Below are 25,806 nucleotides of genomic sequence, written 5' to 3'. Positions count from 1 at the left end.
CGAACTGGTCAGCGGACGGCGGCGCGACCCAGCTCGATGAGCTCCGTGATCAGCTCGCCGTAGGACACTCCCGACGCCGCCCAGCAGCGCGGGTACATCGACAGCGGGGTGAAGCCCGGCATCGTGTTGACCTCGTTCACGACGAAGCCGTCATCGGTCAGGAAGCAGTCGACACGGGCGAGCCCGGACCCACCGATGGCCTCGAACGCGCGGGCACCGATGGAGCGGATCTCGTCGGTCTCGTCGTCGGTCAGCGGTGCCGGGCAGAGCAGCGACTCGTCGCCGCCCAGGTACTTCGACGCGAAGTCGTAGAAGCCGTCCTCGGCCACCACGATCTCGCCCGGCAGGCTCGTGCGCGGCACACCGTCACGGCCCTCGAGCACGGCGACCTCGACCTCGCGGCCGACCACACGGGGCTCGACGATCACCTTGGAGTCGTGCTCGAACGCCAGGTCCATGGCGGCACCCAGCTGCGAGGGCTCGTCGACGCGCGAGACGCCCATGCTCGACCCGGCGCGGGCCGGCTTGACGAACAGCGGCCAGCCGTGGGCGGCGATCGTCTCGGCGACGTCCACGGGGTCGGCCGCCCACTGCCGGCGGAGCACCGTGGTCCACGGTGCGACGCGGAGCCCAGCGTGCTCGAGCACGGCCTTCGCGACGTGCTTGTCCATCGCCAGGGCGCTCGCGAGCACGCCGTCGCCGACGTACGGCAGCCCGGCGATCTCGAGCAGGCCCTGGATCGTGCCGTCCTCGCCGAAGGGGCCGTGCAGGATCGGGAACACCACGTCGACCGGGATCGCGGTGACGGTGCCGTCGGGGTGGGACACGACGAGTTCGTTGGTGGCCGGCGAGGTCGGGAACGCGATCCGCGTGCCGTTGTCGGGAACGGTCGGCAGCGCGCCGTCGCGGATGGTCCACTGCGCCGGGTCGTCCGACTGCAGCGTGAAGGCACCGTCCTGGGTGATCCCGATCGGCACGAGGTCGTACTCGGCCCGGTCGACGACGTCCATGATGCCGCCGGCGGTCACGCAGCTGATCTCGTGCTCGCTCGAGCGACCGCCGAAGAGCACGGCGACGGTGGTCCTGGGCATGGGGGTTCCCTCGGGGATCGTGGGCACGGGAGTCCCTTCGTGACTCGGTGCGGGACCGGTCACTCGCCCTGCGGCTCGTCGGTCTCGGTGAGGTGCGGCGCGATGTTGCGCGGATCGAGCCTACCGGCGAGGACCTCGCCGACCTGGCTGACGATGGGCATGTCGACGCCGTTCGCCGCGGCCAGCTCGAGGATCGGGGCGACCGAGGCCAGCCCCTCCGCCGTCTGGTTCATCTGGCGGACGACCTCGTCGAACCGGTAGCCCTGGCCGAGCAACCGCCCGGCGGTGTTGTTCCGCGACAGCGGCGACTGGCACGTGGCGATGAGGTCGCCGAGGCCCGCGAGCCCGGACAGCGTGGACGACTGCGCGCCGAGCGACACCGCGAAGTCGGTCATCTCGGCGAGGCCGCGCGTGATGATCGACGCCTTGGTGTTCTCGCCGTAGCCGACCCCGTCGACGATGCCGATCGCGACGGCGATGAGGTTCTTCAGCACGCCGCCGAACTCGGTGCCGATGACGTCGGTGTTGATGAACGACCGGAAGTACGGGTTCGTCGCGACGGCGGCGACGTCGGTGGCGGTCTCCAGCGACGACGACGACACCACGGCGGCGGTCGGCTGCCGACGGGCGATCTCGAGCGCCAGGTTCGGGCCGCTGGCCACGGCGATGCGGTCTTGGTCGATGCCGAGGCCCTGCAGCAGGACCTCGCTCATCCGCAGTCCCGTGCTCTTCTCGACGCCCTTCATCAGGCTGACGACCGGTACGTCCGCGGGCAGCAGCTCGCGGATCGCGGCGAGGTTCGAGCGCAGGGTCTGCGAGGGCACCGAGACGTACACCTGCGAGGCGCCGTCGAGCACGCGCTCGAGGGACGTCGAGGCGGTCAGGGTACGGGGCAGGTTGATGCCGGGCAGGTAGTCCGAGTTGCGCTTGGTCTCGGTGATCTCGCGGGCGACCTCGGGGCGTCGGGCCCACACCACGGTGGACGCACCACCCTCGGCCAGCACCTTCGCGAACGTGGTGCCCCAGCTGCCGGCACCGATCACGGCCACCCGGGGCTTGTCGGTCGACTGCATGACCACCCGGATCGCGGCGGTGTCGAAGGCCCCCGGAGCCGCGGCGGCGGGGTCGGGTCGGTCGTCGTGGGGTCGGAGGTCACTCAAACCGGCCGGTCTCCTTCTGGTTGTTCGCCGCCGGGTCCCAGCGGGTCGCGGGTGCCCGTTCGCCACGGAGCACCTCGAGCAGCGCGGTGATCTCGCGCATGACGAGTTCGGTGGCCTCGCCGAGCATCTGCTGGTCGATCTGCCGACCGCGGTACGCCGACAGGTCGACCGGGTCACCGATGATGACGTCGACGCGGGACGGCGGGAACAGCCGGAGCTTCTTGCCGTACCTGACCATGATGTTCTGCGTGCCCCAGTGGGCCATCGGGATGAGCGGCACGTCGTTCTCGAGCGCGATCCGCACCGCACCCGTCTTGCCGCGCATCGGCCACAGGTCGGGGTCGCGGGTGAGCGTGCCCTCGGGGTAGACGATGATCGCCCCGCCCTGCTCGACCAGGGACCGGCCGCCACCGAGGGGGTCGCTCAGGCGCGTCCGGCCGGAGCGCTCGACCGGGATCTGCCCCATGCCGGACATGAGCTTGCCGACCACCGGCACCTTGAACAGCGACGCCTTCGCGAGGAACCGCGGCGCCCGCTTCGAGATGTACACGGCGGTGCCCACGACCAGGGGGTCGATGTTCGTGAAGTGGTTCGGTGCGAGCACGAACGCGCCCTCGGCCGGCAGGCGGTTCGGGCCGTGCCAGTGGTAGCGCGCCGAGAACCGGAACGTCGGGATGACGATCGAGGCGACGATCCGGAACGCGGTGTTCAGCTCACCGCGGCGCCACCGGCGCCCACGCACGGGGAGACCGGTCGCGACCTGCGCGTCGGAGCCGCCACGGGCCTCCAGACCGTCGCCTTTTCCTTCTGCCGGCACTGTGCCTACCCAGCGAAGTCGAAGTCGGCGCCGAGCTTGCGCAGCTTCGGGATGAAGTGCTCGTAGCCGCGGCTGATGATGCCGACGTTGGTGATGTGCGACTCGCCGTCGGCGGTCAGCGCCGCGATGAGGTGGCTGAACCCGCCGCGCAGGTCGGGGACGCGGACGTTGGCGGCGTGCAGCTTCGTCGGACCGGTGATGACGGCGGCCTGCTCGAACGGGCGGCGGGCGACACGGCGGTCGTGGCCGGGCAGCCCCTCCTTGTGCACGACGATGTCGGCACCCATCTCGTTCAGGGCGTCGGTGAAGCCGAAGCGGTTCTCGTAGACGGTCTCGTGCACGATGCTCTGGCCGTCGGCCTGGGTCAGCGCGACGATGAGCGGCTGCTGCCAGTCCGTCATGAAGCCGGGGTGCACGTCGGTCTCGATGACGACGGGCTTGAGGGTGTCCAGCTCGCGGTAGAACCGGATGCCGTCCTCCTGGATGTCGAACCCGCCGCCGACCTTGCGGAAGACGTTGAGGAACGTCATGAGCTCCTGCTGGTTCGCGCCCTCGACGAAGATGTCGCCGTTGGTGGCGAGCGCGGCGGAGGCCCAGCTCGCGGCCTCGTTGCGGTCGTTGATCGCGCGGTGCGTGTAGCCGCGGAGCGACTCGACGCCCTCGATGAAGATGACGCGGTTCGGCTCGACCGAGACGATGGCGCCCATCTTCTGCAGGATCGCGATGAGGTCCATGATCTCGGGCTCGATCGCGGCGTTCCGCAGCTCCGTGACGCCCTTGGCGAGGGTCGCCGAGAGCAGGACCTGCTCGGTCGCGCCGACGCTCGGGTACGGCAGCTCGATCGAGGCGCCCTTCAAGCCGTCCGGGGCAGTCAGGTGGATGCCGTTGACCTGCTTGTCGACGACCGCACCCATGGCGCGGAGGGCGTCGAGGTGGAAGTCGATCGGACGGTCGCCGATGCGGCAGCCGCCGAGGTCGGGGATGAACGCCTCGCCGAGCTTGTGCAGCAGCGGACCGCAGAACAGGATCGGGATGCGGCTCGACCCGGCGTGCGCGTCGATCTCGGCGAAGTGCGCCGACTCGACCCGCGACGGGTCGAGGATGAGTTCGCCTCGTGCAGGATCGGTGATGCGCACGCCGTGCACCTCGAGCAGCCCGCGGACCACCTTGACGTCGGAGATGTCCGGCACGTCACGGAGGATCGACGGGGTGTCACCGAGCAGCGACGCCACCATGGCCTTGGTCGCGAGGTTCTTCGCCCCACGGACCTCGATGCGTCCCACGAGCGGCTTGCCCCCGCGGATGACGATCTCGTCCGACTTGAGGCCCACGCGCGCCCCTGCGGCCGCTGCGTCCTGTACGAGAGAGTTCACTACTTCACCGGCAATGTCTTCGGCCGCCAACTGGAGCGGCGGGATTCGAACTCCGTGATCGAGGTCTCGTCACGGAGGGTGAGCCCGATGTCGTCGAGCCCTTCCATCAACCGCCAACGAGTGTAAGCGTCGATCTCGAAGGGGACGTCCACATCCCCCAGCGACACGCGCTGCGTCACGAGGTCGACCGTCGCCTCGATGCCCGGATTCGCCTCGATGGCGGCCCACAGGCGCTCGACCTCCGGTTCGGTCACGATCGCGGTGACCAGGCCCTGCTTGCCGGCGTTGCCCCGGAAGATGTCCGCGAACCGGGGCGAGATCACGACCGAGAAGCCGAAGTCACGGAGCGCCCAGACAGCGTGCTCGCGGGACGACCCGGTGCCGAAGTCGGGGCCGGCGATCAGGACGCGGGCGCCCTGGTAGCGCTCCTGGTTCAGCACGAAGTCGGGGTCCTGCCGCCACCCGGAGAACAGGGCGTCCTCGAAGCCGGTCTTGGTGACGCGCTTCAGGTAGACGGCGGGGATGATCTGGTCGGTGTCGACGTTCGACCGCTTGAGCGGCGCGGCGATGCCGGTGACGGTGGTGATCTTGTCCATCAGAAGGTCCCCTCGGTGGCGGTGGCGGACGTCGCCGCCGCGATCTCGTCGTCGGTCTCCAGGTCCCACGGGCTGGACAGCGTGCCGCGCACCGCGGTGGCCGCGGCGACGAGCGGCGACACCAGGTGCGTGCGGCCGCCCTTGCCCTGGCGCCCCTCGAAGTTGCGGTTCGAGGTGCTCGCGCAGCGCTCCCCCGGGGCCAGCTGGTCCGGGTTCATGCCGAGGCACATCGAGCAGCCGGCGAACCGCCACTCGGCGCCGAACTCCTTCATGACGACGTCGAGCCCCTCAGCCTCAGCCTCGAGCCGGACGCGCGCGGAGCCCGGAACCACCATGACCCGAACACCCGGCGCCTTCTGCCGGCCCTTGATGATCGACGCGAAGGCCCGCAGGTCCTCGATGCGCGAGTTCGTGCAGGACCCCATGAACACCGCGTCGACGGCGATGTCCTTCATCGGGGTGCCGGCGGTGATGTCCATGTACTCCAGGGCGCGGCGTGCGGCGGCCTGGTCGTTCGGGTCGCTGTAGGCGGCCGGGTCCGGCACGCTCTCGGACAGCGAGACGCCCTGGCCGGGGTTCGTGCCCCAGGTGACGAAGGGCTCGAGCTCGTCCGCGTCGATGAACACCTCGGCGTCGAAGACGGCGTCGTCGTCGGTGGCGAGGGTCTCCCAGTACGCGACGGCGTCGTCCCAGTCCTGGCCGGTGGGCGCGTGGTCGCGGCCCTGCACGTAGTCGTAGGTGGTCTGGTCGGGGGCGACCATGCCGGCGCGGGCACCGGCTTCGATCGACATGTTGCAGATCGTCATGCGGCCCTCCATCGAGAGGGCGCGGATCGCGGAGCCGCGGTACTCGAGCACGTAGCCCTGGCCTCCGCCGGTGCCGATCTTCGCGATGACGGCCAGGATGATGTCCTTCGCCGTCACCCCCGGGCGCAGCGTGCCCTCGACCGTGATCGCCATCGTCTTGAACGGCTTGAGCGGCAGGGTCTGCGTGGCGAGGACGTGCTCGACCTCGGACGTGCCGATGCCGAACGCCATCGCGCCGAAGGCGCCGTGGGTGCTGGTGTGCGAGTCGCCGCAGACCACGGTGATGCCGGGCATGGTCAGGCCGAGCTGCGGACCGACCACGTGGACGATGCCCTGCTCCTTGTCGCCCAGGGAGTGCAGCCGGACGCCGAACTCCTCGCAGTTGCGACGGAGGGTCTCGATCTGGATCCGGCTCGTCGGGTCCGCGATGGGGCGGTCGATGGCGAGCGTCGGGGTGTTGTGGTCCTCGGTCGCGATCGTCAGGTCGAGGCGACGCACCGGTCGCCCGGCCTGCCGAAGGCCGTCGAACGCCTGCGGACTCGTCACCTCGTGCACGAGGTGGAGGTCGATGTAGAGGAGGTCGGGGTTGCCGTCCTCGCCCTTGACCACGACGTGGTCGTCCCACACCTTCTCGGCGAGCGTCTTTCCCATGAGCTCAGCCCTCCTCGTCCTCGTCGTTGCGCCGCGACCGCGGCGCGATCAGGCGACTCTACCATTGGTATACCAACGCGCGGCACCCCGCCCGCCACGGGTCCGTCACCCCGCCGTCGCACGCCCGTCACCCCGTGGCGACACAGCCTGGAGGCCCGTGGCGACTCCCCGACACCTGTCGCGGTGGGAAGATGGTGACGACATGACGACACCTGCGCACTCGACCCGGACCATCAACCTCGAGGGCGCGGCACGCGCCGCGATCGCCGGTGGCGCACCGCTCGCGCTGCTCATCGCCCTCGGCATGCCGGGGTACGCCGCCTTCGCCATGTTCGCCGGGTTCACCGCCATCTTCGGTGCGACCGAGCCCTACCGGCAGCGTGCCGTCACCACCGGCGTCGCGGGTGCGCTGCAGGCACTCTGCATGTTCGCCGGCATCGGGGTCGGGCTCGTCGGGTCGCCGCTCTGGCTGCAGGCCGTGGGTCTCGTCGTCGTCCTGGTGGTCGCGGTCTGCACCCTCTCCACGCTCCGGGCGATCCCCGCGCAGCCGATCTTCCCGGTGTTCGCGTTCGTCGTGTCCGCGCTCGTGCCGATGCGCCCGGCGGACGTCCCGCTCGTCACGACGATCATCGTCTGCTCGGTGGTCTGGGCCTGGCTGGTCGCGATGTCCGGTGCGGTCCTCCGCCGGGTGTTCCACCCGCACGCCCCGCACCGGTTCCGCCCGCTGGCCGACCGCAAGCACCGGTCGCTCGCGGTCCTGCGGACACCGGCGCTGTGGGAGACCGTCGGGCTCAACGTCGTCGGGTCACTCGTCGCCGGGGCCGTCGCGGAGTCGATCCCCGGGCTCGGGCACCCCTACTGGGCGGTCATCGCGGTGGTCTCGACCCTGCCGGCGATCCGGCAGCGGCACACCGTGGTCCGCGCCGGGCAGCGTGTGGTCGGCACGATCGGCGGCACCGTGATCGCGGTCGGCATCCTGCTGCTCGAGCCGTCGGCGTGGTGGATCGTCGTGCTGGCCGTCGTCGGGCAGTTCTTCGCCGAGATCTTCGTCGCCCGGAACTACGCCGTGTGCCTGCTGTTCCTCACCCCGCTCGCCCTGGCGGTTTCGTGGCTGAGCCTCCCCGAGGCACCCCAGCTGCTGGCGCTCGACCGCATCGCGCAGACCGTGCTCGGTGCCGTGGTCAGCGTGGGGCTGCTGCTCGTCGGGCGTGCGATCGAGCGCCGGCGTGGCCGTGCCCTGGGTGCGACGAGCGCGATCCGGACCGTCTGACGCGCCCGGTCGTTCCGGGCGTACCTGGTCGACCCGGGCGTACCTGGTCGAATCGGGCGTACCTGGTCGTTCCTTCCGACCTGGAACGCCCGATTCCGTCTGCCATCGCGCGTGACAGGGGAAGGAACGTGCGCGGACGGCGGACGGGAGGCCCGTGGCGGCGCCGCCACGGGCCTCCCGTCCGTCCGTGGTCGCGACCACCGCGTCCTGCGAAAGCGACAGATCGCTGCGGAACAACCGCGGGGATCTGTCGCCCTCGCGGACGGGACGGCACCGCGTGCCGTGGATCTGTCGCTTTCGCGAGCCCGTCCTCCCCACCACAGCGTCAGTCGCGCGGCTGGATGTTCCAGGCGTCGATGACGGGGCGGCCGTGCTCGTAGCCGAGGATGCTGACCGAGGCGGTGCCGAGCTTCAGCACGGCGCCGTCCTGCGGCGCGAGCCGGATCCACGCGGCACCGAGCGCCCGCAGCACGTGGCCGTGGGCGATGAACACCGCATCGTGGCCCTCGGCGAGCACCGGACGGGCACGGTTCAGGATGCGCTCGACGCGGACCCGGACCTCGGCGGCGTTCTCACCGGGGGTGTCGCCAGCGGGGACCCCGTCGGTCCAGAGGTCCCACGGACCGTGGCGCAGCACCTTGATCTGCGGGGTGGTGAGGCCCTCGTACGCGCCGTAGTCCCACTCGTACAGGTCCTCGTCGAGCTCCGGCTCGACGCCGATCAGGTGCGCGGTGTCGCGGGCGCGCTGCAGCGGGCTCGACAGCGCCAGCGCGAACGACCGGTCCCCGAGGTACCGGCCCGCGCGCTTCGCCTGCTCGACACCGTTGTCGGTGAGCGGGATGTCGGTGCGGCCGGTGTGCTGCCCGCTCTTCGACCACTCCGTCTCTCCGTGACGGACGAGGACGAGTTCGCCGGGGCGTTCCGAGGTCATGAGTTCCTTCCGATCCAGAGGCCGAGCGCAGCTGCACCGACCGAGACGACGAGCATCCCGAGGCCGTTCAGGACGGCGAGCCGGGTCTTGCCGGATCGGAGGAGCTGTACGGTCTCGACGCTCGCCGTCGAGAACGTCGTGTACCCACCCATCATGCCCGTCCCGAGCACAGCGACCGTCGAGGCGGGGATGGTGCCGGCCTGCCCGAGGCCCGTCAGGACCCCGAGCACGAGCGATCCGGACACGTTGATGAGCAGGGTCCCGACCGGGAACCCGGCGAACCGGGTACCGGCGACGCGGCCCTTGACGAGCCCGTCGAGCACGAAGCGCAGCGCGGCGCCGGCTCCCCCGCCGACGGCGACCAGGATCAGTTCGACCGGGCTCATCGGGCGTCCTCTCGGGGTTCGGTGCGGGGCCGGGTGGCGGCGGCGACCCACAGACCGAGGACGACCGCGGCGAGTCCGAGCACGACCGACAGCAGCGCGTATCCGGTGCCCGCCGTCCAGCGCCCGAGGTCGAGCAGCTGCGCGGTGTCGTCCGCGAGCGTGCTGTAGGTCGTGAAACCGCCGAGGACGCCGGTGCCGACGAACAGCCGGACCGCGCGACGACGACCGACGTCCGGCCCGCGGCGTGCGAGCGCGTCGAGCAGGAACCCGAGGCAGAACGCCCCGACGACGTTGATCCCGAGGATGGTCCAGCTGATCCCGTCGTCCGCGGGGAACGCCGTGGCGAGGAGTGCGCGGACGGCCGTCCCGATCGCGCCGCCGAGGGCGACCAGGGCGACGAGCCTCCAGCGCAGGTGCGGTGGGCGTTCGGCGTGCATCGTGCTCCCGTCGCGAGGCGATCGTTCCCCGGATGACGGGGACGATCCAGGCTAGCCGAGACGACGAAACCCCCGCCGAGCCGGAGCTGGACGGGGGTTTGCGTGCTGGTGACCCCAGCGGGATTCGAACCCGCGTTACCGCCGTGAGAGGGCAGCGTACTAGGCCGCTATACGATGGGGCCGCGGCTGTTGTCGGACTCGGAGCATGTCACCTGTGGTGACCCCAGCGGGATTCGAACCCGCGTTACCGCCGTGAGAGGGCAGCGTACTAGGCCGCTATACGATGGGGCCGTTCCGACAACTCGACAAGTATTGCACAAGGCTCGCATCCGCACCAAAACGGGGCGTGTCGCCCGGGTGTGCCGCCATGTCGGAGCAGGCATACGGTGGATCGATGACGGCCGACCAGGACGCGATCGCCCGGGCCAGACACGTGAGCGGCTGCCCGTCGGCCACGGTGCGGATCGGCCTGTCCGGGTGGCAGTACGACGGCTGGCGTGGGGACTTCTACCCCGACGGCCTCGCGAAGCGGCGGTGGCTCGAGCACGTGGCGTCGCGGTTCCCGACGGTGGAGCTGAACGGATCCTTCTACTCGCTGCAGCGCCCGGCGCGCTACCGGGCGTGGCGTGCGGCCTCGGGCGGGCAGCCGTTCCGGTTCGCGGTCAAGGGCGGCCGGTACGTCACGCACATGCTGCGGCTGCGGAACGTCGAGACCGCGCTGGCGAACTTCTTCGCCTCGGGTCCGCTGGAGCTCGGGGACACCCTCGGGCCGGTGCTCTGGCAGCTGCCCGAGCGCCTGCTGCCGACGCCGGAGGTGCTCGACGCGTTCCTCGGGCTGCTCCCCCGGACGCACGGTGCCGCCGCTGAGCTCGCTCGCCACCACGACGACAAGGTCCCCGGCGAACCGGACGGTCTCGTGGTGCCCGAGGAACCGGCGTGGTCGATCGACCACGCGCTCGAGGTCCGGGCCGCCGGCTTCGGCGACGAGCACCTCGACGTGCTGCGCCGACACCGCATCGCCCTGGTCGACTCGCACGCCGGCGACTTCCCCCGCTTCCGGGCGGACACCGGGGCACCACTCGCGTACCTCCGGTTGCACGGCGCACCCCGGACCTACCACGACGGGTACTCGCCCCAGGCACTCGGCGGGTGGGCGACGACGGTCCTCGAGCACGCCGAGGCCGGTCGGGACGTCTACGTGTACTTCGACAACGACGCCGAGCGGCACGCTCCGTGGGACGCCCTGGCGCTCGACCGCCTGGTCGCGGCGCGACTGCGTCGGCGGGCGCCCGACCGGTGAGCAGCAGAAGCCGGGTGCGTGGACGCGACCCGTCGCGTTCTGCTCACTCGGTGACGGACAGGAGGCCCGTGGCGGCGCCGCCACGGGCCTCCAGGCCGCGCAGCGCAGCGCAGCGCAGCGCAACGCAACGCAGCCCTAGAGCGTCAGCGACTCCCCCGGACGCAGCACGACGAGCGACCCGGCGGGCTCGACGGCCTCGCGGAGCCGCCCCGTGTGCATGCCGAGGCCGACCTCGGACAGGGTGGCCTCGTGGATCGGGTACGCCCGGGACGGCGCGATCGCGGCGACGTAGTCCATCATCTCGGCGACCTTGAGCCACGGCGCCCCGACGGGTGCCGCGAGGACCTCGACCGGGACGCCCGGGTCCGTGTAGGAGTCGCCCGGGTGGAACAGCCGGCCGTTCACGAGCATGCCGGTGTTGTCGACGATCGGCACCGAGGAGTGGATCAGCTGGTGCCGCGTGCCGTGGAAGGTGAGCGTGAACGGGCCGACCGTCCGGTGGTCGCCGTCCGTGACGACGTCCACCGTGACACCCGCCTCGGCGAGCGCCGCGCGCACGCCCTCCGGTCCGATGACGACCGCACGGGGGTTGGCGTCGAGGATGCGCCGGACCTGCTCGGGGGTGACGTGGTCCGGGTGCTCGTGCGTGACGACGACGGCGACGACCCCGGACGCGTCGACCGGTCGGGTGAAGTTCCCCGGGTCGAGGACCAGGCGGGCGTCCCCCTCGGTGATGACCTGGCAGGCGTGTTCGAGTTTGGTGACCTCCATGCGGGCGACCCTACGCGGGACCCTGCGGGCGGGGGCCCGTGGTCGCGCGGACGACCAGGTGCGCTGGTGCCGCCGCGATCGGGCCGGCGACACCGCCGTCGACCTCGGCGAGCACCGCCCGTGCAGCGGTGCGTCCCTGGGCCACCGGGTCCTGCGCGACGGTGGTGAGTCCGACGGTCGAGCCGTACTCGTGGCCGTCGATCCCCATCACGGACACGTCCTCCGGGACCGCGAGTCCGACTCGGCGTGCGGCGAGCAGGACACCGAGGGCCATCTCGTCCGAGGCGCAGAGCACCGCCGTCGGTCGCTCCGACGCCGGCTCGGCGAACAGCACGGCCCCGGCGGCGGTCCCGCCGGCGAACGAGAAGCGGCCGTCGAGGGACCACCGTTCCGGCACGGCCTGTCCCGACGACCGCACGGCGTCGAGGAACCCGTCCCGTCGCAGGTGCGGCACGGCGACGTTCATGCCGGCCTCGTCCTGCCCGCCGACGTAGGCGATGCGCCGGTGGCCGAGGCCGTGCAGGTGCTCGACCGCTATCCGGGTGACCTCGCGGTCGTCGACGCCCACGTTCCGCAGGCCCGGTGCCGGGCCGCCGATGACGACCATGGGGTGCCGACTGAGTTCGAGCTCGGCTCGTTCGGTGGCGTCGAGCACCAGGGAGAGCAGGACGAGGCCGTCGACGCGGTGGCGCAGCATCGAGCGCCGGAACGCCCGGTCACGGTCGCCGCCCGGGCCGCCGAGGTTGTAGAGGACCAGGTCGTACCCGGACCGGCGGAGCTCCGCGTCGACACCGCCGAGCGCCTTCACGTAGAACCAGCGGTCGATGACGGGCACGACCACCCCGACGGCGCGCTGACGCCCGGTGGCGAGGCCGGCCGCCGCCGAGCTCGGGACGTACCCGAGTTCGTCGGCGACCCGCTGCACCTGCTCGATCGTGGTGTCGGCCACGTTCGACATGCCGCGGAGCGCCCGCGACACCGTGGACTTCGACAGCCCCGTGACGGTCGCGATCTCCTGGATCCCCATCGGTGCGACCCGGGAGGCCCGTCAGCCGTCCGTGCCGTGCGTCACGTCCGCCGGTGCGTCGGGTCCACCCCGTCGGGCCGTCACCGCGGGCACGCCGCGGTCCGCCCGGCGTTGCGGCACCCGTGCGGGGCGCGCCGGCCGTCGTGCAGCCGGTGCGACCTCGTCCCAGCCGGCGTGCTGGTGCACCCGTCCGTCCGCGCCGGGTCGGGGTCGGCGACCGGTGGGGTCGGTGACCGACGTGTGCACCGGGGCGACCGCGGGCGCAGCACCGACGCCCCGGGGCACGGACGCACCCGTGCCGTCCTGCGGTGCGGTCCGGCGGAGGACGGCGACCCGCCACCGGTCCAGGGCGACGACGCCGAGCACGCACACGAGCAGGGTGAGCGCCCAGCCGAGCGCCGGTCGCCCGGTGAGCTCGCAGAACACCGTGACGCCGAGGAACAGGACGCCGAACATCCCGACGAAGCCGATCGACTCCTCGATGTGGGCGGTGGGACGGGTGGGTCCGCGCTGGGCCATGGTCGTCAGCCCTTCACGCCGCCGGCGGTGAGCCCCGCCACGATGCGCCGCTGGAAGATCAGCACGAGGATGACCAGCGGGATCGTGACGATCGTGCCGGCGGCCATGACCGCCGTGTAGGGCTCCTGGTGCGGAACGCTTCCCTGGAAGCCTGCTATCGCGACTGTCACGGGCTGCGTCGCGTCGCTCGAGAGCTGCGAGGAGATGAGGTACTCGTTCCAGCTCGAGATGAACGCCAGGATCGCCGTGGTGAACACCGCCGGCGCCGCGAGCGGCAGGATGATCCGCCGGAACGCCTGCACCCGGGTGCACCCGTCGATGCGGGCTGCCTCTTCGAGGTCCCACGGCATCTCGCGGAAGAACGACGCGAGCGTGTACACGGTCAGCGGCAGCACGAACGAGATGCTCGGCAGGATGAGCGCCTGGTAGGACCCCATCCACCCGATGTCGGTGAACAGCTGGAACAGCGGCGAGATGAGGGCGACGCCGGGGAACATCGACGCGGCCAGGATCGCGCCGGCGATGAGCGACTTGCCGCGGAACTCGAGCCGGGCGAGGGCGTACGCCGCCGTGGTGCCGACGAGCAGGGCGATGATCGTCACGACCCCACCGATGAGCAGGCTGTTCGCGAGCGCCCGACCGAGGTGGTTGCCGAGCGACGTGGAGAACGCCGTCGCGTAGTTGTCGAGCGTGACGTGCGTCGGCCACGGGGTGGCGTCGAACGTGAACCCGACGTCGCGGAAGCTCGTGACCACCATCCAGTAGAACGGCAGGAGGCACCACACGGCGATGACGATCGCCTGCACGGCCGTGCGGATGCGCGGCCCGGTGTCGCGGCGCACGCGCACCTCGGTGCGGTCGACGGCGCGGTCGCGTGCTGCTGCGGAGGACCGGGGGCGGTCTGCTGCGAGGGTCACTTGAGTTCACCCTTCTGCTGGGCGGCCTGCGTCTGCACGACGTTGGCGCCGAGGAACCGGACGAAGACGAACGCCACGATGAAGATCACCAGGAACGTGATGGTCGACAGGGCCGACGCGGAGTTGAAGCCCTGCCGGATCTGTTCGACGACCAGGATCGACAGGGTCGTGGTGGCGTTGCCGGAACCACCGCCACCGCCGGTGAGGATCGCGGGCAGGTCGTACATGCGCAGCGCGTCGAGCACGCGGAACAGGATCGCGACCATCAGCGCGGGCTTGATGAGCGGCAGGGTGATGAGCACGAAACGCTGGAACGTCGAGGCGCCGTCCATCTTGCCGGCCTCGTAGACCTCCTCCGGGATCAGCTGGAGCCCCGCCAGGATGAGCAGTGCCATGAAGGGCGTGGTCTTCCAGGTGTCCGCGATGATGACTGCCCACCGTGAGGACCACTCACCGCTCGTCCACAGGATCTGGTGCCCGAGGACGTGGTTCAGGACGCCGTTCGCGTCGAAGATGAAGTACCAGAGCTTCGCGGTGACGGCGGTCGGGATCGCCCACGGCACCAGGATCGCGGCACGGACGAGCGCGCGGCCCTTGAAGTTGCGGTTCATGATGATCGCCATCCACACGCCGATGGCCGTCTCGAACGCCACGGTGACGACCGTGAAGAAGAACGTGTTGCCCATCGACACCCAGAACTGGGAGCCGAGGCTGCCGGGCGGGCAGGTGACGTTGCCGCACTGCTGGCCGAGCCAGTGCGCGTAGTTCGTGATGCCGGCGAAACCGCCTTCCACGAACAGCTGCGTGGCCTTGTCGAGGCCCTGGTCGAGCTGGAAGGACTGGATGATCGCACTGACGACCGGGTAGCCGATGACGATCGCGAGGAGCAGGATCGTCGGGCCGATGAGGTACACGGCCCAGCGGCCGTGCTCGGCGTTGAGTCCGCCCTTGCGCCGCCGGCGCTTCGGTTCCGTGCCCGTCGGGTTGGGGATGGCTGCGGGGATCTCGGTTGCTGCTGACACGTGTCGGCCTCCTTGCCGGGGGTGTCGGAACGCAAGTAGGGGGCGGACGGGAGGCCCGTGGCGGACCCGCCACGGGCCTCCCGTCCATCAAGCGGCGTGCGCCGCTAGCTGCTGGTCGCCGACTTGAGGGCGTCCTGCATGTCCTTCATGGCTTCGTCGACCGACTTCGATCCCTTGAGCGCCGCGTAGGTGTTGTCCTGGATCGCCTTCGTGACCGCTGGGTAGAACGGCGTGACCGGGCGCGGCTCCGCCGACTCGATCGACTTCAGGAGCGTCGGCAGGTAGGGCAGCTGCTTCGTCAGCTCGGGGTCGGTGTACAGGTCACCGACGACCGGCGCGAGCGAGCCCTGGGTTGCGAAGAACTTCTGCGTCTCGTCCGAGGTCAGGAACTCGAGGAAGTCGTGCGCCGTGGCCTTGTGCTTCGAGTACACGCTGATCGCGGCGTTGTGTCCGCCGAGCGTGGAGGCACCGACGCCGTCGGCACCGGGGATCGGCGCGATGCCGAAGGTGTCCTTGACCTTCGACGAGCCGTCGGTCTTGGCGAGGCTGTAGACGTACGGCCAGTTGCGCAGGAACAGCAGCTTGCCGGCTTCGAACGCGGTGCGGCCCTGCTCCTCCTGGTAGGTGATCGCCTCGGCCGGGATGTTCCCGTCCTCGAACGCGTCCACCAGGTTCTGCAGGCCGGCCTTCGCCTTGTCGGTGTCGACGTCGGGCGCACCGTCGCTGCCGAGCACCGAACCGCCGGAGCCGTTGATCGCCTCGGAGGCGTTGACGGTGAGTCCCTCGTACTTCGCGAACTGCCCCGCGTAGCAGCCGATGCCGGCGTCCTTCGCGATCTTGCAGTCGTCCATCATCTCCTTCCACGTGGTGGGAGGCGTCTTGACGAGGTCCTTGCGGTAGTAGAGCAGCGCGCCGTCCGAGGTCTGCGGGGCGGCGTAGAGGGTGTCGTTGTAGGTCGCGGTCTTCACCGTCGACGGCAGGAGCTTCGAGGTGTCGATCTCCATGTCGCCGGTCAGCGGCGTCAGCCAACTCTTCGCGGCGAACTCGGCGGTCCAGACGACGTCCACATCGACGACGTCGTAGTTCTCGTCCTTCGCCTGGAAGTGCTGCACGAGGTCGTCGTGCTGCTGGTCGGCCTGGTCGGACTGTTCCTTGAAGGTGACCTTCTCGTCCGGGTGGGCCTTGTTCCACTTTGCGATGAGCGGGCGGACGACGTTCGAGTTGTCCTTGCCCTGCACGTAGGTGATGGGGCCGCGGCTGTCCTGGCCGCTCTTGGCGTCGTCCGATCCGGCGCCGGAGCTCCCGCTCGAGCAGCCGGTGAGCACGAGGCCGATGACGGCGACCCCGGCAACGGATGCGAACCGCACCCTGGAGCGTGTTGTCTTCACAGCGTTGTCTCCTCGTTGAGATCACCAGGGGGCATCGATCGGGTTCGACGACACTGCCCTGGAGCAGGCGCCGCTGCCTGCTGGTGGAGGAAGCTACGCCCGGTCCGGCGGGAGCGCAACCGGTTGCATCGGTTCCGTGACCTGAGCGTGACCCATGAGGTTCCCGTGGCTTCCTGGGTGAGCGCCCACAACGAAGGCGCCCTCACAAGCCGTGAAGAAGGCGCCTTCGAAGAGAGGCGAACTCGCTCAGCTGTAGGTGCCGGCGCCGTAATCCGACCATGCCTGGAGATAGCCGCCGTCCTGGGACTTGGCAATTATGACCCGTCGTCCCACTTGGAGCGTACCGGCGGCCATCACACGCCCCGACGAAGCGTTGACAAAGCCGTTGTTCTTGGCTGCCAGCCCGTACCTCCATTGCTGTCTTGCGCTGCCATCAACAGGCTGCATCGTGAACTTCGCGCCAGCGCTCTGCGAGTCCGAAGTTAGAACGTAGCTCTTTGAAGTCTTCGAGACGCTCGCGACGTTGGTGAGCACGATCACGTTGCCGTAGGCAAGCTGGAACCATTGCTGCGCCTTGGTGTTGGCGCACGTGGTCGTAATTACCGCCGCCCCCTTGCCGGTAGAGGTGAGGCACAACTTCGTACCGGTGGAACTGAGACGAGTCAGCTGGTAGTAGTACGTCCTTACCGAGGCCGACGCCGATTGGGCCGGTACGACCACACCCACCGCTGCCATCGCGGCAACTACCAGGGCCGCGAAACGGACTCGTCGCGTGCGCTTAGTCATGTGCTTCTCCCTTGAACCACGCAGGAGACACACCGCCCCCCGAACTTCATCCCACTCCTTCATGCCCCACGGCACGCCCTCATTTGACTGAAGATGTTCACAGCTTCGCCGCTGCGGAACCCCGCACGAACCCCGCCACTGCTGGTCCGGTCCGTTGTCCGGACACCGCGGGCGGTCGTAGCGTCCCGACCATGACCCTGCACTCCTCCGTCACCGTGCCCGGCCCCCGTCGGGTCGTCAGCGTCGACCTCGACGCTCCGCTGCCGCGCCTGGTCGCCGACGAGTCGGGTTCCTCCGCGCTCGTCGTCGGCTACCGCGACGGCTTCCCCGTCACCACCCTCGACGTGCTGCTCACCGCGGACCCGGCCGACGCCGCCCGCGCGATGGCGCCCCTGGTCGACGGCCTCGCACGGACCTCCGGTGCGACGGAGACCCCGATCCCCGACCTCGAGCTCCCGCTCATCTCGATCGTCGTGTCGACCATCGTCACCCGGGTCGAGGACATCCGGAAGCTGCTCGACTTCCTCGAGCACCTCGACTACCCGCGGTACGAGGTCATCCTCGTCGACAACCGCGTGAAGCTGCCCGAGGTCGACGCCCTGCCCGGGCTGCTCGAGGGCCGCGACGTCCGGCTGGTCACCGAACGCCGTCCGGGCTGCTCCGCCGGCCGCAACGCCGGGGTCGCAGCGGCGCACGGCGAGATCATCGCGTTCACGGACGACGACGTCCGGGTGGACGCACAGTGGCTCCGGTCCATCGGCACGCGCTTCGTCCGCGAGCCCGAGGTCGCCGCGGTCACCGGGATGATCCTGCCCGTCGAGCTCGAGACCCCCGCGCAGATCTGGTACGAGGCGTACTACGGCGGCTTCAGCGGCGAGCGCACCTTCCAGCCGGTGACGATCGTGCCGGACGACGTCCCCGGGGTCATGCGTCACGCGCAGGCCCGGGCCGTCCGACCCGACGGCTCGGTGCAGAAGCACTTCGCCGTGTACGGCATCGGCGGCTACGGGGCCGGCGCGAACTGGGCGGTCCGACGGTCGGCGTTCGACGCCGTCGGCGGGTTCGACCCCGTGCTCGGTGCCGGTGTGCCCGCCCGCGGTGGCGAGGACCTGGCGATCTTCATCGACATCCTGTGGAGCGGTGGCCGGATCGGCTTCGAACCCCGTGCGGTCGTGCACCACCGGCACCGGCAGGACCTCGCCGGGCTGCACGGGCAGCTCCACTCGAACGGCGTCGGGTTCACGGCGCTGATGTGCGAGCTCATCGCGAAGGACCGCCGGCACGCGCTCGTGCTCGCGCGGCTGATGCCCCGCGCCGGCAAGATCAAGCTGAAGCAGCTGGTGTCACGACTGGCCGGCCGGCGAGACGCCGCGGCCGAGAGCATCACCGAGGCCTCCACGACCCGGATCCCGCGCTCGCTGGCGTACCACGAGTTCCGCGGCTTCCCGGCGGGTCCGGCGGCGTACTTCCGCAGCCGTCGGTTCTGGCGCGAGGTCGAAGAGGGCCGCTTCCGCCCGTAGGCGGCGTGCAGGAGACGTCCGCACCGGACGGACGGGAGGCCCGTGGCAGCGTCGCCACGGGCCTCCCGTCCGTCCGGTGCGTGCCGTGCACGCGGAGCGCGGTCACCACCCGCGCCGCGACCGCCCGACGACGTACCGCCACGGGCCACCGAGCGCCGCCACGAGCTCGACGCGCTTGAGGCCGGCCGTCGCCTCGCGGAACGCGTCGTCGACCGGCCACCCGCCGACGGCGTCCACCGCGGCGGACACCTGGTCGGCGTCGGCACCGGCGCCCTGTCCGAGCGCGCCGAGCTGCCGCAGCGCCCCGACCGCCCGACGCAGCACGGCCAGTGCGGTGCGCGGTCGGAGCATGAGCTTCGCGACCCACGCGCCGAGGCCGGTGCCGTAGCCGAGCGCCTGCGAGCGCAGCGCCGCACGGTCCGGCCGGTGCTTGTGCCAGACGACGGCCGAGGGCTCCACGGCCAGCGCGCCGCCGGAGAACAGCACCCGGGTGAACAGGTCGGGGTCCTCGCCGGCGCGGGCCAGGGTGCCCGGGCCGAGTGCGACGTCGAACCCGCCCAGGGCGAGCGCGGCCGAGCGGCGGAGCGACATGTTGGCCCCGGTGCCGAACGCGCCCACGGAGAACGGGAACAGCGGCAGGTCGGCCGGCGGCGCCGACGTGCGGAACACCCGGCGGTCGGTGTTGCGCGCCCAGGTGACGCGCTCGTCGAAGTACCGCTGCGTGGGGGTCCGGAGTTCGCCGCTGGGCACGAGGCCGGTCACGCAGACGACGTCCGCGTCGCGGGCGTACGCGTCGGCGAGCGCTGCGAGCCAGTGCCGGTCGACGACCACGTCGTCGTCGACGAAGGCGACCACGGCCCCGGACGCGAGGGCGAGTCCGGCGTTCCGTGCGCGCGAGACGCCGGGTCGGGCCTCCAGGACGTACCGCAGGCGCGGGTCCGCGAGCGACGTGACCACGTCGCGGGTGGCGGTGGTGGTGGGCGCGTTGTCGACGACCAGGACCTCGAAGTCGTCGTGCTCGGAGGCGAGCACCGAGCGCACGCAGCGGCACAGGTCGTCCGGCCGGTCGCGGGTGCCGATGACGACGGAGATGCGCCCGACCGGCGTCCCCGCGGGGGCGGTCGGGAGGCCCGTGGTGCGCAGCGCGCGCAGGGCCGGTCCCAGCTCGGCCGGGTCCACGCCGCCGTCCGCGTCGACACTGACGTCGACGAACCCGGCGATCTCGCGTCCGTCACGGACGAGCAGGCGGGCGCGGCGGAAGCCGGTGGCACCGGCGAGTTCGACGGCGGACGCGGCGAGCGCCTCCTGCCGGTCGACGGCGCCGACCCAGGCCGCGCCGGCCCAGGCGGGCACGTCCGGGGACGGCATCGCGGGCGTGAGCGTGAGCACGCGGGTGGTGGTGGCCTGCTGGTCGGTCATGGTCCGATGCTCCGGTGGGCCTGCTGCGGGGTCAACGGCGGCCGCCCGCGGTTGCGGCGACGGTCGTCCGACTTGCGGTTTGCCGCCAGTACACACTCCCCGGACGGTAGGATCGTGAGGACGACTCGGCGGCAGCACGCCGGGCACGAGGAGGACGCATGTCGATGGGCCCCACCGACGAGCTCGGCGCCGTGCTCCCCTCGGAACAGAGCGTCTTCGTGGTCGACGCCGTGACCTGCGTCTGCGGCCACCTGCAGGACGCCCACGAGCACTACCGTCCAGGCACGGACTGCGCCCTCTGCGACTGCCAGAAGTTCCGCAAGAAGCGCTGATCCGACGCTTTCGAGCCCTGACCGATCGGGGGCGGTGCGGGAAACCGCCGCTTCCCCGCAGACGGGCACGGGTCGCCTTGTCGGCCCCGGAACGGCGCGGTTAGCGTCGCGTCCATGGCCATCTCCCCCGCGGTTCCCGCGTGCATCGTCCTCGCCCACGAGGACCCGGCACACGTGCGCCGACTCGTCGAGGCGCTCGACCCGTTCCCGGTGTTCATGCACTGCGACGCGCGCACCCCCGAGACGGTGTTCCGCGCCATGACCGACGGGCTGCCGGACCGCGTCCGGCTGCTCCCCCGCATCCGGACCGGCTGGGCCCGATGGGAGAACGTCGCCGCCGAGGTGTCCGGCTACCGGGCCGCCCTGGCCGAGACCGACGCCTCGCACGTGGCCGTGCTGACCGGCAGCGACTACCCGCTCGCGAACCCCGCCGAGATCACGGCCCTGCTCGAGGCCCACCGGGAGGAGTCGTTCATCTCGGTCAACCCGCTGCCGTTCGCACCGTGGGGCCGCGACGGTGGCATCTCCCGCATCCGGTTCCGGCACTGGGCGTGGCGGAAGCACATGCTCCGGCTGCCGGTCCCCCGCCGCGTGCCGGCGAACGTCTCCTTCGCCGGGGGCTCACAGCTCAAGGTCCTCGCCCGCCGGCACGCCGCCGCCGTCGTGGACACCGTCGACCAGCGCCCCGACCTGGTCCGGTTCTGGCACCGCACCTGGATCGCCGACGAGACCTTCGTGCCGTCGGTGCTCAACTCGCCGGCGCTGACGCCGGGGTTCGCCGACGAGCACGTCTCCCAGCCGCTCTGGTGGATCGGGTGGGACGGCACGGCCCGGAAGAGCCCGCCGTGGTTGACCGTCGCCGACGCGGGGCAGCTGCTCGAGCGTCGGACGGACGCGGACGTCGAGGTGCAGCACCTGTTCGCACGGAAGTTCTCGACCGACCGGAGCGGTGACCTGCTCGACGTCGTGGACGCGGCCTTCGGGCTGCGCCAGGGCGCGGCGACGGCGACGGCGTCGGGGTCGGGGTCGGGGTCGGGGTCGGTGTCCGCGTCGGCGCGGCAGGATGCGGCAGCGGTGGTCGCGCCGTGAGCTTCCCCCCGCAGACCCGCCGTGAGGCCCGCGCAGCGCGCGAGGCTGGGGCGCCCGTCCCCGTCGCCGCCGTGCCCGAGTCGCTCGACACCGGGTCGGTCGCGGTGCGGAAGGGCGCCTCCGTCCTGTTCGGCCGCGGCCTGCTGTACGTCGTCGTCTGGTCGATGCAGCTCGTCGTCTCGTCGCTCATCTCCCCGGTGCTCGCACACCTCATGCCGCCGGCCGAGTTCGGCGTCCTCGCCTCGGCCATCGCCCTGTACCAGGCGCTCGTCGTGCTGGCCGTGCTCGGCATCGACCAGGCGTCGGTACTGCAGCGCGCCGAGGACGGCGACGACCGCCGGGCGCGTGGCCTGCTCGCCGTCGGCATGGTCACCGCGATCGTCGTCACCGTCGCCGCGCTCACCACGATCCCGGTCTGGGCCGACGCCGCCGGCTTCGTCGGCAACCACCCGCTGCTCCTCGTCGCGGTGCTCTGGACCGGCCCGGCCGCCATCGTGCAGATCTCCCTCGCGCTGCTCGTCGCCCAGGACCGCATCCGGGTCTTCGCGGTCACGAGCCTGCTGTCCTCGATCGGCGGCTCGGTCATCGGCCTCGGGCTCCTCACCTGGGTGCAGGCCGACGCGACCACCTACGCGTGGGGCGGCGTCGTCGCCCAGGGCGTGGCGATGGTCATCGGCATCGCGGCGACCCGCCCGCGTCTCGCCGGCCTGTTCGACCGCAAGACCACCGCCCGGGCGTTCCGCCTCGGCGTGCCGATCGCCCTCGGCAACCTGTCGTACTTCGTGCTGAACGCCGGCGACCGGATCGTCGTCCAGCGGCTGCTCGGCCCGGACGAGGTGGCCCGCTACCAGATCGCCTACGTCGTCGGCTCGGCCGTCATCCTGCTCCTGACCTTCACGAACCAGGCCTGGGCGCCGCACTTCGCCGCCCTCCGCGACCCGGTCGCCCGCCGGCAGCTCGCCATGCACTCCCGCGACGAGCTGTACAAGATGCTCGGACCGGTCCTGCTCGCCGTGACCCTGGTGTCACCGGTCGCGCTGCCGATCCTCGCCCCGGCGTCGTACCGCGTGCAGGAGCTCTCCGTCGTCGTCTTCGTCGTCGCGATCACCGCGTTCCCCGTGGTCGCCAGCGGTGCGACCGGACGCCTGCTGCTGGTCGAACGCCGCGGTGTCGCCGTCGGCGTCATCGCCGCGATCGCCGGCGCCGTGAACATCGGCGCGAACCTCGTGCTCGTGCCCGTGCTCGGCATCGCCGGCGCGGGCCTCGCCACCGTCGTCGCCTACGCGATCCTGGCCGCCATGCAGTTGCTGGCCCTGCCCGACCGCCGCGAGTGGCGCGGACCGGGAGCCCGGATCGTCCTGACGACCCTCGCCGCGCTCGTCGTGGCCGCCGCGTCCCTGCTCCTGCCGCAGGACGTGCTCTGGAACTGGGTCCGCATCGCCGGGGTGGTCGCCTGCCTCCCCTGGTTCCTCCGCCGACTGAAGACCGCAAGGGGTGGTGTCTCGTGAGACCGCGACAGACTGCGACCGACGGCACCCGCCGACTCCGCGTCGGCGTGCTGGTGACCGGACTCGCCATCACCGGCGGACTCGAACGCTGCGTGCTCGAGGACACCCGCGAGCTCGTCGCCGCCGGCCACGAGGTCGAGGTCTGGCACCGGAACGCCCAGTCCCCGCGCGCCGCCGAGGGCCCGCCGCCCTACGAGGCGATGGGCGTGCAGCTGGTGGAGGCCACCGACTACCGGTTCGGCATCACCACCGCGCTCCGCGACGCCTGGCGCTTCGCCCGCGAGGGGCTGCGGATCCGACGATCGCACCTCGACGTCCTCTGGTTGAACCGCCCCGAGTACCTGCCGTTCGGCCGGGTCGCGTCGCTCGTCTCCGGCGTCCCGCTCGCGGTGCACCTGCACCACGCGCCGAACTACCGGCGGCTCGGACCGATCGCCGGCGGCCGTACCCGCTACTTCGCCGTCTCGCACGCGATGGCGCGCGCCTGGGCGGCGTCCGGCGTGCCGACCGACCGCATCACGATCGTGCCGAACGGCGTCGACACCGACGCGTTCCCGGCCGCCACCCCGGCGTCGGTGCACGACGCCCGCGCGGCACTCGGCATCGCCGAGGACACCCCGACGGTGCTCTACTACGGTCGGCTCACCCGGTCGAAGGGCGTGCTCGCCCTCCTGGAGGCGTGGGGCCGCGTCCGCACGACCGCCGCGGCACGCGTGCCGGTCACCACTCCCCCGGTGGCCGGTCACACGGCGCCCGCGCCGCTCCTCGTGCTGGCCGGTGCCCTCTACCCGGAGGAAGCCGACGCCGTGCACGCCGCGATCGACGCGCTCCCCGCCGGTTCCGTGCTCGTGCTCCCCGAGCGGGACGACGTCGTCCCGCTCCTGCACGCCGCCGACGTCGTGGTGGCACCGTCCATCGAGCCCGAGGGCTTCGGCCGGGTCGTGGTCGAGGCGATGTCCGCAGGCCGTCCCGTCGTCGCGGCCGCATCGGGCGGCACCGGAGAGATCCTGTCGGGTGACTGGGCGCGGTACACCGTCGACCCGGCCGACCCCGACGCACTGGCGGAGAAGCTGCTCGACACCCTCGACGACGCCGAGCTCGACCCGTCCCTCGCCGCACAGTGCCGCGCGTGGGTGCGTGACCGCTACGGGCGCGAGCCGCACGTGCGCGCGCTGCTGCAGGCGCTCCTGGCACACGCCCGGCGCTGACCGGGCCGGGCCCGGCGTCGTCTGCGTGCACCGGGCGGCGGCGTCGGTCTGCGCCGGGCTCGGCGCCGTCAGCCGGCGGTGGGTTCCGTGGACGGCAGCGTGGCCCGGGGGTTCTCGCCGTCCGCGGGCACGTCGATCGTCATCCAGTCGACCAGCAACGACCCGGCGGCGTCCCGGGGCGGCAGGCCCTCGAGGGATCCCGTCTGCACCACCAGGTGCATGCGTTCGACGGGGATGTCCTGTGTGGTGCTCCCGACGACCTCGTCGTCGACCAGGAACGACATCCGCGACGGCGTCCACTCGATCGTGTACGTGTGCCAGTCGGCCAGCGACGCGTCGGTCTCGTGGTGGACGCACTTCTCGGCCGGGTCGACCAGGCAGTGCACGTTGAGCCAGGCGGGCGCACCGAGCGCACCCTCGGGGAAGTCGATCTCGCCGTGCGCCCAGACGTTCTCGTCGCTCCAGAGCAGCACCGCCACCCCGTAGCCGTCGACCTCGTCGCTCTTCATCCGGATGCTGTACCGGCCGGAGGTCTGTCCGCCCCATCGTCCGTCGACGAGCGGCACGACCCCGCCGGCGAGCGGGGTGCCCGCCTTCGTCGTGCGGAGGTGCATGTCGAGCATCCCGTCGTGGGCGCTCAGCGTTGACGCCTGGTACCGACCGGTCCCCGCGGTGTCCGCGAAGCCGTGGTAGACGGTGAACCGGTCGTCGTAGGCCGCCTCGAACCCGCCGGACGGGGCGGACTCGTCGAAGTCCTCGGAGAACACCCGCTTCCAGCCGTCCCCGTCGCCGGTCGGCATCGCGACCCCGCTGGGTCCGGGGCCGACGGACGTCGTGCCGGTGGTCGCCGCGGCGACGGCACCGACCGCGACCACCAGGGCGGCGGCCACGATCGCGACCCGTCGTCCCCGTGTCCGGAGCGGCGTGCGGTGACGGGAGGTGCCGAAGCCGTGCGCGGGTGGGGCGCCGTGCGCGGCGGCCGACTGCTCGGCGACGGGGCGGGGGCCGTCATCGTCCGGGGTCATCCAGCTGTCCATGCGCGGACCTCCGAGAGACCGACGTTGATCGTGCTGTTCGACACCCCGGTGGTGGTGAACCGCACCCAGGTGACGTTGCGGGCGGTGAAGTCGACCGTCCGGGCGCTGCCGTCGTTCGGGAGCTCGCCCACGGCGACCTGGCTGCCGTCCGAGAACGTCAGCGTGCCGCTCGTGATCTGGTCGTCGCTGTTCGGACGGTCGTGCAGGACGATGCGCTGGAGCGCGACCGGGGTGGCCCAGTCGAGCTGGATCCAGATGCCGGTCCGTCCCCAGGGCACGGCCCACTCGGCGGTGTGGTCGACCGGGTGACCCGACACCACGCCGTCGACGGCCTTCGCGACGGTCTGGCCGTCGGCCGGGTTGTCGGCGATCGCCGTCGGGGTCGCCGAGCCGGTGACGTCCCGCAGGCCCGGAGTGGGGGTCGGGGTGGGAGTCGGCGTCGGGG

25 protein-coding genes, 2 tRNA genes and 1 pseudogene are annotated in these 25,806 nt (G+C 71.5%); 7 read left to right on the top strand and 21 right to left on the bottom strand.

The genetic code is table 11. The annotated features are described in order from the left end of the window. Positions 1–8 precede the first annotated feature (8 nt). The 6 genes from DEJ09_RS04760 to leuC all read right to left on the bottom strand — a co-directional run bounded on the left by DEJ09_RS04760 (position 9) and on the right by leuC (position 6,494). Positions 9–1,091: a D-alanine--D-alanine ligase family protein gene (locus DEJ09_RS04760; RefSeq protein WP_111087786.1), complete on the bottom strand. Its 1,083-nt coding sequence runs from the start codon at positions 1,089–1,091 to the stop codon at positions 9–11. Positions 1,092–1,150: 59 nt separating this feature from the next. Continuing rightward, positions 1,151–2,164, bottom strand: a complete 1,014-nt coding sequence (locus tag DEJ09_RS04755) for an NAD(P)H-dependent glycerol-3-phosphate dehydrogenase (RefSeq protein WP_031259730.1) — start codon at positions 2,162–2,164, stop codon at positions 1,151–1,153. A gap of 79 nt (positions 2,165–2,243) precedes the next feature. Continuing rightward, positions 2,244–2,993, bottom strand: a complete 750-nt coding sequence (locus tag DEJ09_RS04750) for a 1-acyl-sn-glycerol-3-phosphate acyltransferase (protein WP_258373786.1) — start codon at positions 2,991–2,993, stop codon at positions 2,244–2,246. An 80-nt stretch (positions 2,994–3,073) separates the two neighbouring features. Continuing rightward, the gene (gene murA / locus DEJ09_RS04745) at positions 3,074–4,441 is read right to left on the bottom strand and encodes a UDP-N-acetylglucosamine 1-carboxyvinyltransferase (RefSeq protein WP_111023958.1); all 1,368 of its coding nucleotides are present in this window, start codon (positions 4,439–4,441) and stop codon (positions 3,074–3,076) included. Then, the gene (gene leuD, locus DEJ09_RS04740) at positions 4,441–5,037 is read right to left on the bottom strand and encodes a 3-isopropylmalate dehydratase small subunit (protein ID WP_111023957.1); all 597 of its coding nucleotides are present in this window, start codon (positions 5,035–5,037) and stop codon (positions 4,441–4,443) included. The genes murA and leuD overlap by 1 nt, the downstream gene beginning before the upstream one ends. Continuing rightward, positions 5,037–6,494, bottom strand: a complete 1,458-nt coding sequence (leuC, locus tag DEJ09_RS04735) for a 3-isopropylmalate dehydratase large subunit (RefSeq protein ID WP_111029137.1) — start codon at positions 6,492–6,494, stop codon at positions 5,037–5,039. Before leuC ends, leuD begins: the two co-directional genes overlap by 1 nt. A 202-nt stretch (positions 6,495–6,696) precedes the next feature. Between leuC and DEJ09_RS04730 the strand changes: the two genes are divergently transcribed. Beyond that, entirely contained in the window at positions 6,697–7,764 is a 1,068-nt protein-coding gene (locus DEJ09_RS04730) for an FUSC family protein (RefSeq protein ID WP_111087784.1), read from the top strand. Positions 7,765–8,089: 325 nt separating this feature from the next. On the opposite strand, the gene DEJ09_RS04725 is transcribed toward DEJ09_RS04730, so the two are convergent. From DEJ09_RS04725 to DEJ09_RS04705, 5 genes are all read right to left on the bottom strand, one after another. Further along, entirely contained in the window at positions 8,090–8,695 is a 606-nt protein-coding gene (locus tag DEJ09_RS04725; protein WP_027465908.1) for a histidine phosphatase family protein, read from the bottom strand. Beyond that, on the bottom strand, positions 8,692–9,081 hold the full coding sequence (gene crcB, locus DEJ09_RS04720; RefSeq protein ID WP_111087783.1) for a fluoride efflux transporter CrcB: 390 nt from the start codon (positions 9,079–9,081) through the stop codon (positions 8,692–8,694). The genes DEJ09_RS04725 and crcB overlap by 4 nt, the downstream gene beginning before the upstream one ends. Beyond that, positions 9,078–9,518 (bottom strand): CrcB family protein, encoded by a 441-nt coding sequence (locus tag DEJ09_RS04715; RefSeq protein WP_111087782.1) that lies wholly within the window; start codon positions 9,516–9,518, stop codon positions 9,078–9,080. The genes crcB and DEJ09_RS04715 overlap by 4 nt, the downstream gene beginning before the upstream one ends. Before the next feature lie 106 nt (positions 9,519–9,624). Beyond that, positions 9,625–9,700 (bottom strand) — tRNA-Glu (locus tag DEJ09_RS04710). A gap of 33 nt (positions 9,701–9,733) precedes the next feature. Then, positions 9,734–9,809: transfer RNA gene (locus DEJ09_RS04705), tRNA-Glu, on the bottom strand. 103 nt (positions 9,810–9,912) lie between these two features. On the opposite strand from DEJ09_RS04705, the gene DEJ09_RS04700 reads away from it, so the two are divergent. Then, complete coding sequence (locus tag DEJ09_RS04700) at positions 9,913–10,818, top strand: DUF72 domain-containing protein (protein WP_111087781.1); 906 nt, start codon at positions 9,913–9,915, stop codon at positions 10,816–10,818. Positions 10,819–10,953: 135 nt separating this feature from the next. On the opposite strand, the gene DEJ09_RS04695 is transcribed toward DEJ09_RS04700, so the two are convergent. The 7 genes from DEJ09_RS04695 to DEJ09_RS04665 form a co-directional block, all read right to left on the bottom strand. Beyond that, positions 10,954–11,589 (bottom strand): MBL fold metallo-hydrolase, encoded by a 636-nt coding sequence (locus DEJ09_RS04695; protein ID WP_111087780.1) that lies wholly within the window; start codon positions 11,587–11,589, stop codon positions 10,954–10,956. 10 nt (positions 11,590–11,599) lie between these two features. Further along, entirely contained in the window at positions 11,600–12,616 is a 1,017-nt protein-coding gene (locus tag DEJ09_RS04690; protein WP_111087779.1) for a LacI family DNA-binding transcriptional regulator, read from the bottom strand. A 21-nt stretch (positions 12,617–12,637) separates the two neighbouring features. Beyond that, positions 12,638–13,135 (bottom strand): hypothetical protein, encoded by a 498-nt coding sequence (locus DEJ09_RS04685; protein ID WP_111087778.1) that lies wholly within the window; start codon positions 13,133–13,135, stop codon positions 12,638–12,640. Positions 13,136–13,140: 5 nt separating this feature from the next. Then, a complete protein-coding gene (locus tag DEJ09_RS04680) occupies positions 13,141–13,983 on the bottom strand; it encodes a carbohydrate ABC transporter permease (protein WP_258373800.1) in 843 nt (280 codons plus the stop codon). A 65-nt stretch (positions 13,984–14,048) separates the two neighbouring features. Beyond that, positions 14,049–15,074 carry a carbohydrate ABC transporter permease gene (locus DEJ09_RS04675; protein WP_111087776.1) on the bottom strand — a complete coding sequence of 342 codons (1,026 nt, stop codon included), beginning with the start codon at positions 15,072–15,074 and terminating at the stop codon, positions 14,049–14,051. Between the two features lie 104 nt (positions 15,075–15,178). Then, positions 15,179–16,462: an ABC transporter substrate-binding protein gene (locus DEJ09_RS04670; RefSeq protein ID WP_111047108.1), complete on the bottom strand. Its 1,284-nt coding sequence runs from the start codon at positions 16,460–16,462 to the stop codon at positions 15,179–15,181. Positions 16,463–16,708: 246 nt separating this feature from the next. Further along, on the bottom strand, positions 16,709–17,248 hold the full coding sequence (locus DEJ09_RS04665; RefSeq protein WP_181433265.1) for an RICIN domain-containing protein: 540 nt from the start codon (positions 17,246–17,248) through the stop codon (positions 16,709–16,711). Between the two features lie 191 nt (positions 17,249–17,439). Between DEJ09_RS04665 and DEJ09_RS04660 the strand changes: the two genes are divergently transcribed. Continuing rightward, positions 17,440–18,768, top strand: coding sequence for a glycosyltransferase (locus DEJ09_RS04660; protein ID WP_071405684.1), 1,329 nt, complete (start codon positions 17,440–17,442; stop codon positions 18,766–18,768). A gap of 102 nt (positions 18,769–18,870) precedes the next feature. On the opposite strand, the gene DEJ09_RS04655 is transcribed toward DEJ09_RS04660, so the two are convergent. Then, on the bottom strand, positions 18,871–20,187 hold the full coding sequence (locus DEJ09_RS04655) for a glycosyltransferase family 2 protein (protein WP_111087774.1): 1,317 nt from the start codon (positions 20,185–20,187) through the stop codon (positions 18,871–18,873). A 158-nt stretch (positions 20,188–20,345) separates the two neighbouring features. Between DEJ09_RS04655 and DEJ09_RS18030 the strand changes: the two genes are divergently transcribed. The 4 genes from DEJ09_RS18030 to DEJ09_RS04640 all read left to right on the top strand — a co-directional run bounded on the left by DEJ09_RS18030 (position 20,346) and on the right by DEJ09_RS04640 (position 24,324). Then, positions 20,346–20,519, top strand: a complete 174-nt coding sequence (locus tag DEJ09_RS18030; RefSeq protein ID WP_181433264.1) for a hypothetical protein — start codon at positions 20,346–20,348, stop codon at positions 20,517–20,519. 114 nt (positions 20,520–20,633) lie between these two features. Beyond that, a complete protein-coding gene (locus tag DEJ09_RS04650) occupies positions 20,634–21,608 on the top strand; it encodes a beta-1,6-N-acetylglucosaminyltransferase (protein ID WP_111087773.1) in 975 nt (324 codons plus the stop codon). Then, entirely contained in the window at positions 21,605–23,116 is a 1,512-nt protein-coding gene (locus DEJ09_RS04645) for a lipopolysaccharide biosynthesis protein (RefSeq protein ID WP_111087772.1), read from the top strand. The genes DEJ09_RS04650 and DEJ09_RS04645 overlap by 4 nt, the downstream gene beginning before the upstream one ends. Further along, positions 23,113–24,324: a glycosyltransferase family 4 protein gene (locus DEJ09_RS04640; protein WP_181433263.1), complete on the top strand. Its 1,212-nt coding sequence runs from the start codon at positions 23,113–23,115 to the stop codon at positions 24,322–24,324. Before DEJ09_RS04645 ends, DEJ09_RS04640 begins: the two co-directional genes overlap by 4 nt. 68 nt (positions 24,325–24,392) lie before the next feature. On the opposite strand, the gene DEJ09_RS04635 is transcribed toward DEJ09_RS04640, so the two are convergent. Next, positions 24,393–25,361, bottom strand: coding sequence for a glycoside hydrolase family 16 protein (locus DEJ09_RS04635; protein ID WP_146245669.1), 969 nt, complete (start codon positions 25,359–25,361; stop codon positions 24,393–24,395). After that, positions 25,346–25,806: pseudogene (locus DEJ09_RS18025) on the bottom strand (hypothetical protein); the annotation flags it as partial. The pseudogene DEJ09_RS18025 and the gene DEJ09_RS04635, both read right to left, overlap by 16 nt.

The organism is Curtobacterium sp. MCLR17_055, from assembly GCF_003234305.1.
Taxonomy (GTDB): Bacteria; Actinomycetota; Actinomycetes; order Actinomycetales; family Microbacteriaceae; genus Curtobacterium; species Curtobacterium flaccumfaciens.
Note: the sequence above shows the minus strand (reverse complement) of the source record. Positions and strands in the feature narration are given on the sequence as shown.

Excerpts from the sequence above, each read along its gene's own strand:
- DEJ09_RS04760 (WP_111087786.1), bottom strand. The coding sequence starts at position 1,091 with ATGCCCAGGACCACCGTCGCCGTGCTCTTCGGCGGTCGCTCGAGCGAG.
- DEJ09_RS04755 (WP_031259730.1), bottom strand. The coding sequence starts at position 2,164 with ATGCAGTCGACCGACAAGCCCCGGGTGGCCGTGATCGGTGCCGGCAGC.
- leuD (WP_111023957.1), bottom strand. The coding sequence starts at position 5,037 with ATGGACAAGATCACCACCGTCACCGGCATCGCCGCGCCGCTCAAGCGG.
- leuC (WP_111029137.1), bottom strand. The coding sequence starts at position 6,494 with ATGGGAAAGACGCTCGCCGAGAAGGTGTGGGACGACCACGTCGTGGTC.
- DEJ09_RS04730 (WP_111087784.1), top strand. The coding sequence starts at position 6,697 with ATGACGACACCTGCGCACTCGACCCGGACCATCAACCTCGAGGGCGCG.
- DEJ09_RS04725 (WP_027465908.1), bottom strand. The coding sequence starts at position 8,695 with ATGACCTCGGAACGCCCCGGCGAACTCGTCCTCGTCCGTCACGGAGAG.
- crcB (WP_111087783.1), bottom strand. The coding sequence starts at position 9,081 with ATGAGCCCGGTCGAACTGATCCTGGTCGCCGTCGGCGGGGGAGCCGGC.
- DEJ09_RS04715 (WP_111087782.1), bottom strand. The coding sequence starts at position 9,518 with ATGCACGCCGAACGCCCACCGCACCTGCGCTGGAGGCTCGTCGCCCTG.
- DEJ09_RS04700 (WP_111087781.1), top strand. The coding sequence starts at position 9,913 with ATGACGGCCGACCAGGACGCGATCGCCCGGGCCAGACACGTGAGCGGC.
- DEJ09_RS04695 (WP_111087780.1), bottom strand. The coding sequence starts at position 11,589 with ATGGAGGTCACCAAACTCGAACACGCCTGCCAGGTCATCACCGAGGGG.
- DEJ09_RS04690 (WP_111087779.1), bottom strand. The coding sequence starts at position 12,616 with ATGGGGATCCAGGAGATCGCGACCGTCACGGGGCTGTCGAAGTCCACG.
- DEJ09_RS04685 (WP_111087778.1), bottom strand. The coding sequence starts at position 13,135 with ATGGCCCAGCGCGGACCCACCCGTCCCACCGCCCACATCGAGGAGTCG.
- DEJ09_RS04665 (WP_181433265.1), bottom strand. The coding sequence starts at position 17,248 with ATGACTAAGCGCACGCGACGAGTCCGTTTCGCGGCCCTGGTAGTTGCC.
- DEJ09_RS04660 (WP_071405684.1), top strand. The coding sequence starts at position 17,440 with ATGACCCTGCACTCCTCCGTCACCGTGCCCGGCCCCCGTCGGGTCGTC.
- DEJ09_RS04655 (WP_111087774.1), bottom strand. The coding sequence starts at position 20,187 with ATGACCGACCAGCAGGCCACCACCACCCGCGTGCTCACGCTCACGCCC.
- DEJ09_RS18030 (WP_181433264.1), top strand. The coding sequence starts at position 20,346 with ATGTCGATGGGCCCCACCGACGAGCTCGGCGCCGTGCTCCCCTCGGAA.
- DEJ09_RS04650 (WP_111087773.1), top strand. The coding sequence starts at position 20,634 with ATGGCCATCTCCCCCGCGGTTCCCGCGTGCATCGTCCTCGCCCACGAG.
- DEJ09_RS04635 (WP_146245669.1), bottom strand. The coding sequence starts at position 25,361 with ATGGACAGCTGGATGACCCCGGACGATGACGGCCCCCGCCCCGTCGCC.